The organism is Paenibacillus planticolens, from assembly GCF_013141725.1.
GTDB lineage: Bacteria > Bacillota > Bacilli > Paenibacillales > NBRC-103111 > Paenibacillus_E > Paenibacillus_E planticolens.
The window spans coordinates 109,306-123,745 of the sequence record NZ_WHNZ01000085.1 but is presented as its reverse complement, the minus strand read 5'-3'; the positions used below and the strand labels follow the sequence as shown (position 1 = coordinate 123,745).

The window sequence follows — 14,440 nt, the reverse complement described above, 5'->3', positions numbered from 1 at the left end:
TGATACTGTAATAATTATAATTACAGTATAGCAAGTGAATAAAATGACGCTAAAGGCGGTGCTGGATGATGAACTATCAAATTAGTGATTGGGTTACGGCCACTACGAATCAAGATGAAATGTTGCATGGGTATGTAGAATCCATGGATGTACTGGGAGGTTTGACTCGTATTTACGTAATTGCATCCGACCGTGAATCAGCGATCGGTAAAGTTATGGAAGTCAGCAACCAGGATGTCAGGAAATTGCCGGTTAGCTCGCTCGATATAGAAGAACAAGTAAAAAGCTTGATCGATGTTGCCCTAGCTGTACGAGATGAGATGTGGTTCCTTGAGTTGACAGGAAAACTGCTTGCTATTCAGCAAAGTGAATCAAGACGCAGCGAGCGGAACGTCCTTCCGACGCTAGCTTTCAGAAACCGCTTAGGCGTTGATCAGATATAAGGAAAGCCAATCCTACAAGACATGATGGCCATGTCGAGTGGATTGGCTTTTTTTTGATGCGTTAAGACGTTCGGGCCGCCGCCGCGCTTTACTGCGCAGGTTCTTTTTTCACAACCTGCGGCCCCTTGGCCATCTCGGCTTCAAACAGAGCTTGCAGCTCTGTGATTTTTCTTGGATCGGTGAGCGCCATTTTATCCGTAAAATACTTCTCGACAATGAGCTCCCACGTAGGGACGATTTTCTGCGCCGTTATAGAGCGGATAGCTGTCTTTAGCAGTCGTCTTTCCTTAGCGTTGCTATACACGTCTACATATTGTTGTGTCCGATCGAAATCGAGCTCATGGAAGATGGCTTTAAACACGAGCGCCGTCATCCGCGCATCGTCCAATGCCCTGTGGGCGGAGCCTTCCGCTTCGATTTGCAGATCGAGCAGGGCCGCCTCGACACTGACATCATTCGTTACATTTTTGTACCGGATAAAGCCCTTCAACAAATCAAAATAGTTGGCATTCATCCAGTACGCATCCTCTAATTTATGCATCCGCGTATCGAAGACAATGCGCTTCAAATCCTCGCCGCCCCACGTTACGAGCAGAAAAGCCTCGCTCCGGTTCAGCCAGCTGATGAAGTTCGCAATCACACTGCGAAAGCCAGCGGCGGCATCGATATCCTCTTGGGGAATCCCAGTTTTCTTCTTTATAAATCCGTTCAATTTGGAGAAATAAACCGGCTTGATCAATGATGAGAACTCATCGACAGGCTGGAGCGAGTCATTGAGACGCACAGCCCCGATCTCAATAACCTCCATGGGCAAATCACTCGCAAATTTACGGCCGTTAAATTCAATATCCAAAATAATGTAGTCCATGATGGGACCCCCGTTCTTTCTATTCCTTTCATTGTAACAAATCATGCTTAGGCGGCCATCTTCTTTTTTCCATAGATTGCGCTAAGTACCAGACTGAATATCAGCCCGATAAAGGACATGATGGAAATCCAGAAGTATAGCGTTTTTCCGCCAAAGCTTTCATAGAACCATCCGCCCAGATAAGAGGCAACAATGCCGGACACCCCGAAAAACAGCAGGGCAAGCACGGTCTGACCGGTCGCTCTCCACTCTTCTGGTACGATGCGGTATAGATATTGGATCGCTGCGGAATAAAAGATCGGAAAAGTGAAAGTTTGGAGCAGCTGCAAGTAGACCAGCGCATGTGGCTCCGTGATCCATGAGGACAGGATAAACCGGATGAAATAAAAGAATGACGAGAAAGCAATGATGGCAAGCTCTTTCCCTTTTCGCAGCCACCAAAAGCTTAAGGCGAAAACGAGAATTTCACTTCCTGCGGCCAGAAACCACGCTTGCCCGACGAGCTCGGGACTACCGCCCAATTTGCGTAGGTAAACGCCTAAAAAGGTATCATTAATTCTTTGGGGAACGGCAACAATAAAGATTAACGCCATAAACCAAATTGTTTCTTTATTTCCTAGGAAATTACGCAAACTTTTTAATGTAATGGGTTTCCCTGTGACGGGAGCATCCGGCAGTGCTAAACAGATCAGGAAGCTAATCGCGCCGATTCCCCCGAAAAGAAAGCCCAAGCTGTTGAGGCCTAAATACTGTATCGCATAGCCGACTGCCAGCGACATAACGGCATAGCCAACCGCGCCAAATGTCCGAATGGAACCATAGCTGACTCGATTGGCCTCCGCTGTCTGGAAGTTCAGACTTTCCGTCAATGGATCAAGCGGCATTAAGAAAAAGTACAAAAACATCGTAAACAGAAGCAGCACAATGAAGCTGTTGGATGTGTACAACAAATACCCAACAACGCTTGAACACGCCAATAGGAGCAGCATAACCTTTTTAATGGTTTTGGTTTTGTCGCTAATCATGCCCCACAAGGGCTGTGAGAAGATGGTAATGATTCCTCCAGTACCGATGATCAGGCCAATCTTGGTCGCAGGAAGTCCTTGGGCATCTAAATAAACAGGCAGAAATGAAACGAACATGGCAAGCATGGCAAAATACAAGAAATTAAACGAACGTAAAAAATTTGCTGCGCGCATAATGACCTTAACCTTCCTAAGTAAAATAAAAGCTATTTGCTGTAAAACTACATTCTATCACGATGTACGAAAGATTCCAAAAAGAAAATAGTTCTAGAACGGAAGATGACACTCGAAATCAATCGTGCTTGTCTTCTTTTCCGTGGAAAGGATTGATTTCATGCCAATATGCGTTTAAAATGCTCAGTAATCTGTTGGTGAGGTGTTCGCAATGCGCAAAGTGCTCGAACGTTCTTGGAAACGCTTTTTTCAGCATAAAACGTTTTTTCGCAATATGGTGACCTTAGCTTTATTCGCGACAATCGTCCCCGTGCTTGCCGTGGGCTTCGGAAGTTATTTATTTTCAGCATCGGCGATGCAAAAGGAAGTCAATCAATCGAATGTCCGGATATTGAATAACGTGTCCTCCAGCATCGATTCGACGCTGGACCGGATACAAAACAACGCCATTCAAATGATGCTCGGCAGTTTTTTTAGCTCGAATTTGACAGAATTAAAGAATACGAACTATACCGGCTTTTATTCAAGCATGTCAAGAGAAATGTCTGCCCTGCAAAACGGGAACAAAGAAGTCAGCGATGTTGCGATGTACGTCCCGGACGAAGGCTATTTGATCTCTTCATTTTACGGCGGCAGAAGAATAGAAAGTGACCAACAACGAGAGTCTTTGCGGAAAGAGATTGATTCCGAGGATCAGATCAAATGGGTCACCGGTCCTTACCCGAATTTGCCTGGTTACAACGTAAACGGCGTTACATTCATCAGTAAAGTGCCGCTGCTGGCCAAAGAGCCGGCAGGACTTTTATTTATTCATATTGACGAAGCGCTATTTAAAGATATTATGGAGCGATTCGTAAGTTACAATGGTGAGCAAATGTATATCCTCAATGCGCAGGGAGATCTCATTACTTCAACAGGCGGAGAGCTTGTTCCGGAAGGGTTGTTAGATCTCGTCGCGCAGAAACGGTCGGAGCCGCGTTTTACATTCGAAGTAAATGGTACCGATTACATGATTACGCCGATCACCTCCGCTTATAACAAGTGGCAGTATATAAACCTTGTACCCGTGAAGGAATTGAGTGCCAAATCAAACGGTATCGCACTCATTACGCTGGTCATTGTCGCCATCTGTCTCGTTCTCGGTTCTCTCATCGCATTCTGGGGAACACGGCGTGTCTACCGCCCGATCCAGAATCTCGTCTCTCAAGTAAAAGCCGGACAAGTCTATGACACGGAAACGGATGAAGTTGGTTTTATGCGCAGGCGTTGGATGGAGCTCAGCAGTGAGGCGAGTGAATTGCAGCAGCAATTGAGAGATCAACTGCCGTTAATTCGGGAGATTTTTGCTCTGCAACTCCTGCAGGGAAGGTTTCTTCATTACTCCGAGGAGCAGTTGGACGTTATGCTGCGGAGATACGACGTGCCTGCGGGATTAGAGAACTGTATCTTTGTACTTGCTTACGATTTACAGCCGGAGCGTCCTGCGCGCTTTCAGGAAAGTGATCATGACTTAATTGTTTTCGCTGTGAAAAATATTGTGGATGATTTGCTCCGGTCTCATAACAGAAAAGGGATTATCATCAATTTGCTCAACGACCAAGTTGCCGTTTGGCTGTTCTATGAACAAGAGTCTGCAGAATCCGGATCGTCTGGCGTCAAAGCTTTCATTGAACGGCTTCGCGGGCTCGTGTCCGATTATTTGCATCTTCCGGTGACGATTGGGATGAGCGGACAAAGCGATCTTATTTCGGATGTGCCTGAACTTTATGAAGAAGCGGTAATGGCCGTCCGTTCCCGTATTCTTGTGGGGGATAATCAGGTGATCGCACATACGGGCGGCAGCGAATCGGAACTTCATTACCGTTATCCGCTCGAAATCGAGACGCATTTTGAAAATTCCTTGCAAATTGGTGATAAACAAGAAGCGGAGCGCATGCTGGACGAGTTCGCTAGATCGATGCAGGAAGCCGTTCACAAGCCTGAACTTATTCAAATTTCGTATTACAGGCTGCTGACAGCCGCGATTCGCACAGCCTACTTGCTCGGAGCCGATTCGGCGAGATTGCTTGATGAAGCGGAATCCGATCCTTACACGCAGATCCGCAAGATCAGCACAATTCGCGAATTGAATGAATGGTTCAAAGCGGAGCTGGTAACGCCGATCACAACGTATGTGCTCGGCAAGCAGCATCAGGAGCATGAGCTGTTAATCCATAAAGTTGTCCGGTTTATCGAGGACAATTATCATTTCGATTTGTCGCTCGATCAATGCGCGCAGATATGCGGGTTAAGTCCCCACTATTTAAGCAAACAGTTTAAGAAGACTATGGATGTCTCCTTTATTGAATTTTTGACGAAGCTTCGAATCGACAAGGCGATCGACCTGCTGCGGACCACGAATCTGTCCGTCTCGGACGTTGCCGAGAAAGTCGGCTACCAACCCAAAAATTTCATCCGTGTATTTAAAAAGCATACGGGAGTTACGCCGGGGCAATTCCGGGGGACCGATATCGCAAATTAAGATGCCCATATTTTGTTCCGCGTTTCGCAAACTGACAAGAAAAGAGCATGATTCCAGGGAGAAGCCCGATAGATCAGGGGTTTCTCTTTTTTTGTGTATGGCTTTTTTCGAGCACAAGAATTGTTCATTGTTCATCAAACCACGCTCAGGTACGATCTGTTCAGGAGCAAGCGATCAAGATGCCAATGACATGAAGAGGGTGAGGAAGATGTTTCAGGGTCAAGCGGAGCGGCTGCATCATACGGAGCCAACCGAAATCAAACAGGAAAAAGGTGCCTCTAACAAATGGGTACAAGAATGGAAGACTGCGATCAAGCGTGATAAATATTTGTATCTCATGGCGGCGCCGGGTTTATTGTTTTTTCTTATCTTCAAATATTTCCCCTTGTGGGGATTGCTGCTTGCTTTTCAGAATTATTCCCCGTACTTAGGGTTTTGGGACAGCGAGTGGGTCGGATTCAAATATTTCCACGAATTTTTTACGAATCCTGATTTTATGCTGCTTTTTCGCAATACGATGGCAATCTCGTTGCTGAATATTGCGTTTTTCTTCCCGATTCCCATTATTGTGGCGCTGCTGCTGAATGAAGTGAGAAGTCTGCTTTTCAAAAAAATTGTGCAAACGGTCGTGTATTTACCGCATTTCCTTTCATGGGTCATTATCGTCGGCATATGTTTTCTGATCTTTGGGCAAGCGAGCGGCGTTATTAATCAGCTCATCGTTCAGTTCGGTGGCGAGAAGATCGAATTCCTGACGGAGCCAAACTATTTCTGGGCGATGCTGACGGCGCAGAGCATTTGGAAGGAAGCGGGCTGGGGCACCATTATTTTTCTCGCCGCTCTCGCAGGCATCAATTCCGAGCAGTACGAAGCCGCGCAAATTGACGGTGCGAACCGTTGGCAGCAAATGATGAACGTTACCTTGCCCGGCATCCGGGGCACGATTATTGTGCTGCTCATCCTCCGGCTGGGACAAGTGATGGATGTCGGCTTTGAGCAAATTTACTTGATGAGCAGCGGACCTGTTGCACATTTGGCTGACGTGTTTGATACGTACGCTTATCGGGTTGGGATTCAGCAGGGAAGATTCGGCTACGCGACGGTTGCGGGTCTGTTCAAATCCGTTGTTGGCCTTATCCTCGTGGTGACAGCCAACCGCGTGACCAAAAAATTCGGCGAGGAGGGGCTCTACTGAAATGAACAACAGCTTGGGATCGAAAATGTTCAATGCGCTGAACTATGCGGTTTTAACCGTATTCGGGCTTGTCACACTGCTGCCGTTTATCTACGTTGTCATTATTTCCTTTACAGATCCATCGGAATACTTAGCCAAACCGCTCATTTTAATTCCTGACAATTGGAGCCTTTCGGCTTATGAATTTATTTTTTCGACGAATGCTTTCGTGAATGCCATGGGCGTCAGCGGGTTTCTGGCGGTTGTTGGCACGCTGATGAGCCTTCTGATTACTAGTGCGCTTGCCTATGTGCTATCCAGAAAAAGGCTGAAAGGAAAGAAATTTTTCCTTGTCGCGATATTGATGACCATGCTCTTTAATCCAGGCATGATCCCGAACTATTTGCTCGTGGACAGTCTCGGCTTAATGGATTCGGTGTGGGCGCTTATTTTACCCGCCTTAACAAGCGCTTGGTATGTCTTCTTAATGAAAAACTTTTATCAAGATATCCCGGATGAGCTGGAGGAAGCTGCCAAAATTGACGGCTGCTCCGATATCGGCGTCTTTATCCGGATCATGCTGCCCATCTCCGTCTCAGCGCTTGCGGCATTTGGCTTATTTTACGCTGTAGCCTATTGGAATACGTACTTTAGCGGTGTTCTTTATATCAACAGGGATGCGCTGAGACCTTTGCAAGTGCTGCTTCAAATGATGTTAATCTCTGCTTCGCAAATGGGCGATCCCTCTGTTGCCGCAATGCTGGAAAGTGAGCGGACTGTGCCTCCGCAGGTGATCAAAATGGCTGCCGTCGTCGTTTCATCGCTGCCCATCGTGGTCGTCTATCCGTTCCTGCAAAAATATTTTGTCAAAGGCATGATGGTTGGCTCCGTGAAAGGGTAATCTTGGCCTTGCAGCCTTGAAAGGGGTGATGCGATTTCTAAACGCTTGGCCGAACAAGTTTTCCTTCTAAAAACAGGGATGATAAGATTGGGAATAATAAACGGGAGGTCTTTCTATGAAAACGATGGTAAAAAAATTCACAGTTCTGATGACGGCCGCAGCACTTACAGCAACCTTGGCAGCTTGCGGAAACAATTCGACTGAAGGTCAAAAGGGAACGAACGCGGCCAGCAGCAAGCCTGCTGCGCCTACAGATATTTCGGTCACGACGCTTGCCTTTGCAGCAGCTCCGACGGGGGAACTGGAAGCTGTCAAAAAGCTAAACGAGAAATTCAATATGAATCTGAAACTGAGCTGGATTCCTTCCGCTCAAATCACTGAAAAGTTGAACGCACTGCTTGCTTCCAGAGATTTGCCGGACGTTCTCTTCGTGGAAGACTTTAATTATACGCCTGCTTTTCTGAATGCCATTGATCAAGGTGCATTTTGGGATTTGACGACTTATGTGAAAAACTATCCGAATTTGGCTAAATATCCTGAAAACGTATTCAAAAACGCATCCGTGAAAGGGAAGCTGTACTCGATCCCGCGCGTCAGACCACTCGACGGTCACGAGGCCATGCTGATTCGCAAGGATTGGCTCGATACGCTAGGCATGCAGCCGCCCAAAACAATGGATGAACTTTATAATGTCATGGAGGCATTTACGAAAAAAGATCCTGACGGCAATGGCAAAGCCGATACTTATGGCGCTGTGTTGGCTGGATCGCCAGGACCGGCAAGCTATTTGTTGTCCATGTTCGGAACGGGAACAAAGTGGAAGGACGAGAACGGCAGTCTGATTCCGTATTGGTGGACACCGCAGGCTAAAGAGGCGCTTGCCTATTGGAATAAAGCGTTCAAAGCCGGAGGCATTATGCCTGACTTCCCTGTGCTGAAGACCGCTCAATTCAAGGATATGCTTGTTGCTGGGAAAGCGGGTATTGCGTTCGCGAACGTCGTAGATGCCTACAAATACAATCTTGAGCTGCAAAAAGCGAACCTGAAAGCGAATTTGATTGCCGTGGAGCTTCCGAAAGCGCCGGATGGCAAGGCATATTATGAACAAGCCAGTGGTTTCTACGGTCAATTTTTGATCAATAAAAAATCAGTAGATGAAGCTAAGTTGAAGAAAATACTAGAAGTTTTTGATTATACATCGACAGTAGACGGTTACAATCTGGCTGTTTATGGGATGCAGGACGTGGATTACAAAGTAAAACCGGACGGCTTTGTTGAGCAGACCGAGGAAGGCAAGAAAAAAGGATATTCCGGCGATACGACAGGGCAATGGGTGACAGGTTATTTTGATAAATATTCCAGAGCCAAGACAACGGGCATTCCGAGCGACGTTTTTGAGGCAAACAAGAAAATCATTGATGCGATCAGCTCCATTCCGGACCCGACGTACGGATTAACCAAAACGACACCTTTTCAGGAAAAAGGCGCAGATTGGGACAAGAAACTTAACGATATGCTAGTTAACGTAATCATTGGCAAAAACTCACTGGACGATTGGGACAAATTTGTCAAAACGTTTAAAGACGATCCGAGCTTCCAGCAGCATGTGAAAGAAACGAATGATGCGTATAAGGAAAAAATGAAGAAGTAATCGTCGTTGCAGGCAGAGGGGAACTACAGGCCGCTATTTTGCCACTTTGACACATATTTGGACGATGGAGGCTGAATAAGACCCTATAGTTCCCCTTTGGCTCACGAAATACTGCTTTTTGATTGAATAAGGGAACGGAGTTTCCTTTCCTTGCTCAAACGTAAGGGTTTAGATAACGCAGGCTAGGTCTTTCCTGCAATAGGCTTTTTTTGCCTAGTCGGCTTTTTTTATCCTAACGAATCGCCTTTTTTTATCGGGCACGATGCAAGAATTGAAGATTGCCCATACGAATAAGTCTCTTTTATGATAGGAAAGCAAGTTGAAAAGAAAGGACGGATGACATGCAATCATCGCCGAAGGTAATTCCCACTTCCAAACAGCTTGCTTTTCAAGACTGGGAATTTGGATTGTTTTTGCATTTCGGACTGCGCACCTTTTATGAAGGGTATATCGATTTCGATGAGAGACCGATGTCTCTTTCAGCTTTCCGGCCCTCAGGTCTGGATTGCGAACAGTGGATACGGACAGCCAAGGAAGCGGGGATGAATTACGCGGTATTGACGGCCAAGCACCACGACGGTTTTTCGAATTGGCCGACGGGGTATTCGGACTTCTCGGTTGCGGGAACGCCCTGGAAAGAGGGCAAAGGAGATGTCGTTCAGGAATTTGTAAGCGCATGCCGCAAGTATGACGTAAAGCCCGGTTTGTATTATTCGCCTTTTGACGGCTCGGCTGACTTTTACACACAGGATGCAAAGGCGTATGACGATTATTTTGTCAATCAGATTACCGAGCTTTTAACGAACTATGGCGACATCGACATTCTTTGGTTCGACGGCTGCGGCTCCGAGGGTCATGACTATGACTGGAAGCGCATTATCGGCGAGATCCGGCGGATGCAGCCGAACATTCTCATTTTTAACATGGGAGACCCTGACTTTCGTTGGGTTGGCAATGAAGATGGCATAGCACCGATACCGTGTTGGAATGTCGTAGATTCTACGGAATTTTCGATCTTAACGGAGACAAAGGAGCAATTGGACGGGCAGCTTTGGCTTCCGGCGGAGTGCGATGTCCAGCTGCGGGCGAATTGGTTTTACAGTGATTCCGATGAGCATCTGATAAAAAGCACTGAAGAACTGATGGGGCTCTACTATCACTCCGTTGGACGGGGAGCCAATTTGCTGCTTAATGTCGGACCCGATCGGGAAGGATTATTTCCCGTGAAGGATGCGCAGCGGCTTTTGGAATTCGGTTCGGAAATTCAACGCCGTTTTGGCAGCCCGATCGGTACTATGGCGCAGTGCATGAGAAGGAACAATACTTGGATCTATGAGCCAACAAAGCCGCATTTACTTGATCATATTGTGATTCAAGAAGATCTGACGAATGGCGAGCATGTAAGAAGCTTCACAGTAACGATCATCACAAAGAAGAGCGGAAGGGCTGTGACTGTTTATGAAGGAAGAAACATCGGTCATAAAGCGATCGTCCGAATTCCAGCTGTCTGCGTGAGTGGCGTGATGCTTGAAATTACGGATAGCGATGGGGAGGCTGCTCTGAAAGATTTGAGTTTTCATCATAGCGGACAGTAAACAGGAGGGAGTCATCTCCCTCTGAGAACGATTCGCTAACCTTTTAAGAAAATATGTCGATGAGGTGATCGTTATGGGAAAAATGAGCAAGCTATTATCGGTCAGTATGATTTCAAGTCTTCTGGTCTCTTTCATCCCCTTTTATGAAAGCGCTTATCCTAAGGCGGCGGCCGCAGCTGTCAATCTGATGAACAATGGCGGCTTCGAGCAGACGACAACGACGCCGGATTCGAGTTGGAACGGGATTACGAGTCCGGCTCCGGCCGGGTGGGGATTATGGATTCCAACCGGTAGCGGGAAAGCGCCGAATCAAACGGCGAATGTATCTTTGGACTCGACAACTTATCATGAAGGGAGCAAATCCATTTTGTTTGATGCTTTTGCAACAAGCCGGATTTCTGTCAATCAGAGCGTGCTGACGGTGGCAGCCGGCAAATCCTACCGGCTTAAAATGTGGGTGAAAACGGAGAATGTGACGGGGACTGGGGCGTATTTTCGAACGCAATTTTATAACACGAGCAAAGTAGGAGACGGACCGGCATCCGCTAAATTGCTGGGAACCAGGGATTGGACGCTGCAGCAAGTATTCATGACGATTCCGGCCAATGTAACGAAGCTGGTCATCGAGCCGTTCCTTGAAACCGGCAAGGGAAAAGTGTGGTTTGATGATATAAGCTTGGAGGAATACAACGGAGTCACGGGGATTACGTTGGATCAAACGGCATTTTCCATGGCTCAAGGGGCAACGGCAGCGCTAACTCCGACGTTTGTTCCAGCGAATGCGGCGGACAAAACGGTCGTTTGGAGCTCGACGAATCCAAGCGTAGCAACCGTTGACAGCAGCGGAAACATAACGGGGACAGGTCTCGGTTCCGCTACGATTACGGTGTCGACGCCGGATGGCACGATCAAAGCGCAGTGCGTCGTAAACGTTGAATCTGCGGAGCTGTTTCAATCGTACGCTCAGCTTCGGGCAAAATGGTTCAGCAAGCTGACAGGCGGCACCGGCTACGATCCTTCCGATGCTGACATTTCCGCCAACCTGACGAAAATCGCGGACAGCGTCACGAGCGCAAATGGAACCGGCTTATGGGATACGCTCAACAAATCGGCGAACCGCACACTGGTCTGGGATGACCTTGCCAGCACGACGGATTCGGCGCAAGTTACGACGGCGTACAGCCGGTTGAGGACAATGGCGCTCGCCTATTCGCACAAGGGCTCAAGCTTATATCACAATGCGGCTCTGAAGAGCGATATCTTAAGCACGCTTGATTGGCTGAACGCTAACCGCTACAACGAATCCCAAACCGAGTACGGCAACTGGTGGGATTGGGAGATCGGTGCGCCGCAACTTATGAACGATATCCTCGTGCTTATGTACGAGTACTTGACGCCAACACAGATCACGAAGCATATGAAAGCACTCGATCGATTTGTCCCTGATCCCAAAAAACGAACGCTCAATAACGTTGTAGAAACCGGCGCTAATTTGCTGGATAAAGCTCTGGTTGTTACGATGCGCGGCGTGATCGGCAACAACAGCGCCAAAATTACGCAAGGGCGCGATGCCATCGGTCCGGAATTCATCTATACCACTAGCGGAGACGGTGTTTACAGGGACGGTTCGCTTGTGCAGCATACAAATATTGCATACACAGCGGGGTATGGTGCCGTATGGTTAAACCGAGCGGCGGATATGACTTACGAGCTGAACGGTTCTCCGTGGCCGGTAACGGATCCGAACGTCAACAATGTGTACAAATGGGTTTCTGATACGTTCGAACCCGTGATTTATAAAGGACTTTACATGGATATGGTCAACGGCAGAGGCATTTCCAGACAAGCTACGGGCAGCGCCAGAAGCACGATTACAACCTTGCTGCGCTTAGCGGAAGGAGCGCCGGCGGATGTCGCGTTATCGATTAAGCGGATGGCGAAGGAATGGATTTTGACGGATACAACGTATGCCAACTATATGGATGGGCTTCCGATCTATGAACTGACGCTGATTAAAGAGCTGATGAACAATCCTTCGATCCAACCAAGAGGCGAATTGAAGCTCAATCAAGTATTTGCAGGCATGGACAGGGTCGTTCACTTGCGTGACGGTTATGGCTTTGGACTCAGTCTTTTCTCGAACCGGATTTCAGCTTTTGAAAAAGGAAACAACGAAAATTTGAAAGGCTGGTACACGGGAATCGGGATGACCTTTCTGTACGATCAAGACCTTACCCAGTACCGCAATGATTTCTGGCCTACCGTGGACTCTTTCCGGTTGCCGGGCACAACGACGGATCAATCCGGCAAAGGCGTGACTCCGGGCGAGTGGACATCGTATATGAACTCGAAAAATTGGGTCGGCGGCTCCTCCATCGATGGCCTTTACGGTGCGGCAGGCATGGATTTCTCAATGGATAAAGTAACGGGAAGCAATCTGCAGGGCAAGAAGTCGTGGTTCATGTTCGATGATGAAATCGTTGCCTTAGGAGCAGGAATTTCCAAAAGCTCAGCAGGAACTTCACCCGTTGAGACGATCATCGATAATCGTAAGCTGAATGATGCCGGAGACAATGCGCTAACGATCAACGGCTCTGTGCAATCGAGCGCTCTTGGCTGGTCGGGAACGGTAAACAACGTGAGCTGGGCTCATTTGGCCGGCAATGTGCCGGGTTCCGATATCGGTTATTATTTCCCAGGGTCTTCAAACGTGTATGCCTTGCGCGAAGCAAGAACCGGCAGTTGGAAAGAGATTAACAGCGGTCAGTCGGATATGCCGGTTACGCGAAATTACGTGAGCTTGGCGTTCGAGCACGGGCAAACCACTTCGAATGCATCGTATGCCTATGTCATGCTGCCTCATAAAGATGCCGCAGCAACGGAAGCCTACAGCCACGCGCCGAATGTTGAGATCGTTAGCAATACGGTGGATGTGCATGCAGTGAAAGAGAAGCAGCTTGGAATTACGGCAGCTAATTTCTGGAACCCGGGTTCAGCAGCAGGTATCACCGCCTACAATCCGGCCTCTGTCATGGTCAAGGAATCAGACACAGAGCTGAAAATTGCCGTCTCCGATCCAACGCAAGCGCAAAGCGCGATTTCACTTGAGCTAGGCAAGGCGGGGTTAACGTTCGTTAGCGGGGACGACACGATCTCGGTACAGCAAACTTCGCCGACGTTAAAGCTGGGCGTTCAAGTTGCCAATTCCTTCGGCAGGACGCATATCATCACTTTCAAAAAGGATGTCGCAGCCCCTGTAACGACAGATGATGCCAAAATCGGTTGGCAGCGCACGGCACAGACAGTGACATTGACAGCAAGCGACGCTGGCAGCGGCGTGCAAAAAACGCTATACAGCTTGGATAACGGTACCTTTACTGAGGGCAGCACGGTGACGGTTTCCGGGGATGGCGTTCATCAGCTGCGTTACTACAGCGTCGATCAAGCCGGCAATCAAGAGGCGGTCAAAACCGTTGAAGTCAAAATCGATACAAAGGGACCTGTCATCACACCTACTGTCTCCTTGAATGTTTATTGGACAGATAGCGGAAGTCTAAGCTTCAACATGAGCGATGAGGGAAGCGGGGTAGTCGCCAATTCTTTGAAACTGGACGGTGTCAGCGTTAGCCTTCCTTATTCGTTCAAACCGTTCTCGCTGCGTATAGGCGACCATCAGGTGCTGGCGAAGGCACAGGATGCAGCAGGGAATGAGACGACCGAGACCTATGTGCTGAAGGTGCACATGGATGTCGTGCATTTAGATGAAGCGATTCGCTATGGTTACCAACAAGGTTGGATTACGAACCACGGTATTTATAACAGCCTTCTGTCGATGACCGATGCTTTGCAGAAGCATGCGAATGAGCAAGGAGTCAAAAATGAGCTGAATGCCCTGGAACAGCATGTTCGGGCTCAATCCGGCAAAAAAATCGATGCCGATTTTGCAGCGCTTTTGCTCAGTGCCATCTCGTTTTTAAAATCATAATTTTCTGAAAGGGGCTTTCCAAAAGGCATGCATGTGGCCGGGGGAAAGCCCTTTCTTTTTTTGCCGAAAGACGTTCCTGCTTCTTCCAATTGGCGAGAGGACG

The 14,440-nt window shown here is 47.9% G+C and carries 9 protein-coding genes; 7 read left to right on the top strand and 2 right to left on the bottom strand.

The features are described from left to right. Window positions 1-65 precede the first annotated feature (65 nt). On the top strand, window positions 66-443 hold the full coding sequence (locus GC097_RS32580) for an IDEAL domain-containing protein (protein ID WP_171687422.1): 378 nt from the start codon (window positions 66-68) through the stop codon (window positions 441-443). Window positions 444-531: 88 nt separating this feature from the next. Here the strand turns inward: GC097_RS32580 and GC097_RS32575 are convergent, their stop codons facing one another. Beyond that, the gene (locus tag GC097_RS32575; RefSeq protein WP_171687421.1) at window positions 532-1,311 is read right to left on the bottom strand and encodes a 3'-5' exonuclease; all 780 of its coding nucleotides are present in this window, start codon (window positions 1,309-1,311) and stop codon (window positions 532-534) included. 47 nt (window positions 1,312-1,358) lie between these two features. Then, a complete protein-coding gene (locus GC097_RS32570; RefSeq protein WP_171687420.1) occupies window positions 1,359-2,510 on the bottom strand; it encodes an MFS transporter in 1,152 nt (383 codons plus the stop codon). 211 nt (window positions 2,511-2,721) lie between these two features. Here GC097_RS32570 and GC097_RS32565 point away from each other — a divergent pair, with 211 nt between their 5' ends. From GC097_RS32565 to GC097_RS32540, 6 genes are all read left to right on the top strand, one after another. Beyond that, window positions 2,722-5,031 (top strand): AraC family transcriptional regulator, encoded by a 2,310-nt coding sequence (locus GC097_RS32565; protein ID WP_171687419.1) that lies wholly within the window; start codon window positions 2,722-2,724, stop codon window positions 5,029-5,031. 208 nt (window positions 5,032-5,239) lie between these two features. Next, window positions 5,240-6,226 carry an ABC transporter permease gene (locus GC097_RS32560; RefSeq protein ID WP_171687446.1) on the top strand — a complete coding sequence of 329 codons (987 nt, stop codon included), beginning with the start codon at window positions 5,240-5,242 and terminating at the stop codon, window positions 6,224-6,226. Window position 6,227: 1 nt separating this feature from the next. Further along, window positions 6,228-7,106, top strand: coding sequence for a carbohydrate ABC transporter permease (locus tag GC097_RS32555; protein ID WP_171687418.1), 879 nt, complete (start codon window positions 6,228-6,230; stop codon window positions 7,104-7,106). Window positions 7,107-7,221: 115 nt separating this feature from the next. After that, window positions 7,222-8,757: a type 2 periplasmic-binding domain-containing protein gene (locus GC097_RS32550; protein ID WP_246294595.1), complete on the top strand. Its 1,536-nt coding sequence runs from the start codon at window positions 7,222-7,224 to the stop codon at window positions 8,755-8,757. 341 nt (window positions 8,758-9,098) lie between these two features. Continuing rightward, window positions 9,099-10,352, top strand: a complete 1,254-nt coding sequence (locus GC097_RS32545; protein ID WP_171687417.1) for an alpha-L-fucosidase — start codon at window positions 9,099-9,101, stop codon at window positions 10,350-10,352. 82 nt (window positions 10,353-10,434) lie between these two features. Then, a complete protein-coding gene (locus tag GC097_RS32540) occupies window positions 10,435-14,337 on the top strand; it encodes a polysaccharide lyase family 8 super-sandwich domain-containing protein (protein ID WP_171687416.1) in 3,903 nt (1,300 codons plus the stop codon). The last annotated feature ends 103 nt before the right edge of the window (window positions 14,338-14,440 follow it).

Coding starts and splice junctions, on each gene's coding strand:
- GC097_RS32580 (WP_171687422.1), top strand. CDS start 66: ATGATGAACTATCAAATTAGTGATTGGGTTACGGCCACTACGAATCAA.
- GC097_RS32575 (WP_171687421.1), bottom strand. CDS start 1,311: ATGGACTACATTATTTTGGATATTGAATTTAACGGCCGTAAATTTGCG.
- GC097_RS32570 (WP_171687420.1), bottom strand. CDS start 2,510: ATGCGCGCAGCAAATTTTTTACGTTCGTTTAATTTCTTGTATTTTGCC.
- GC097_RS32565 (WP_171687419.1), top strand. CDS start 2,722: ATGCGCAAAGTGCTCGAACGTTCTTGGAAACGCTTTTTTCAGCATAAA.
- GC097_RS32560 (WP_171687446.1), top strand. CDS start 5,240: ATGTTTCAGGGTCAAGCGGAGCGGCTGCATCATACGGAGCCAACCGAA.
- GC097_RS32555 (WP_171687418.1), top strand. CDS start 6,228: ATGAACAACAGCTTGGGATCGAAAATGTTCAATGCGCTGAACTATGCG.
- GC097_RS32550 (WP_246294595.1), top strand. CDS start 7,222: ATGAAAACGATGGTAAAAAAATTCACAGTTCTGATGACGGCCGCAGCA.
- GC097_RS32545 (WP_171687417.1), top strand. CDS start 9,099: ATGCAATCATCGCCGAAGGTAATTCCCACTTCCAAACAGCTTGCTTTT.
- GC097_RS32540 (WP_171687416.1), top strand. CDS start 10,435: ATGAGCAAGCTATTATCGGTCAGTATGATTTCAAGTCTTCTGGTCTCT.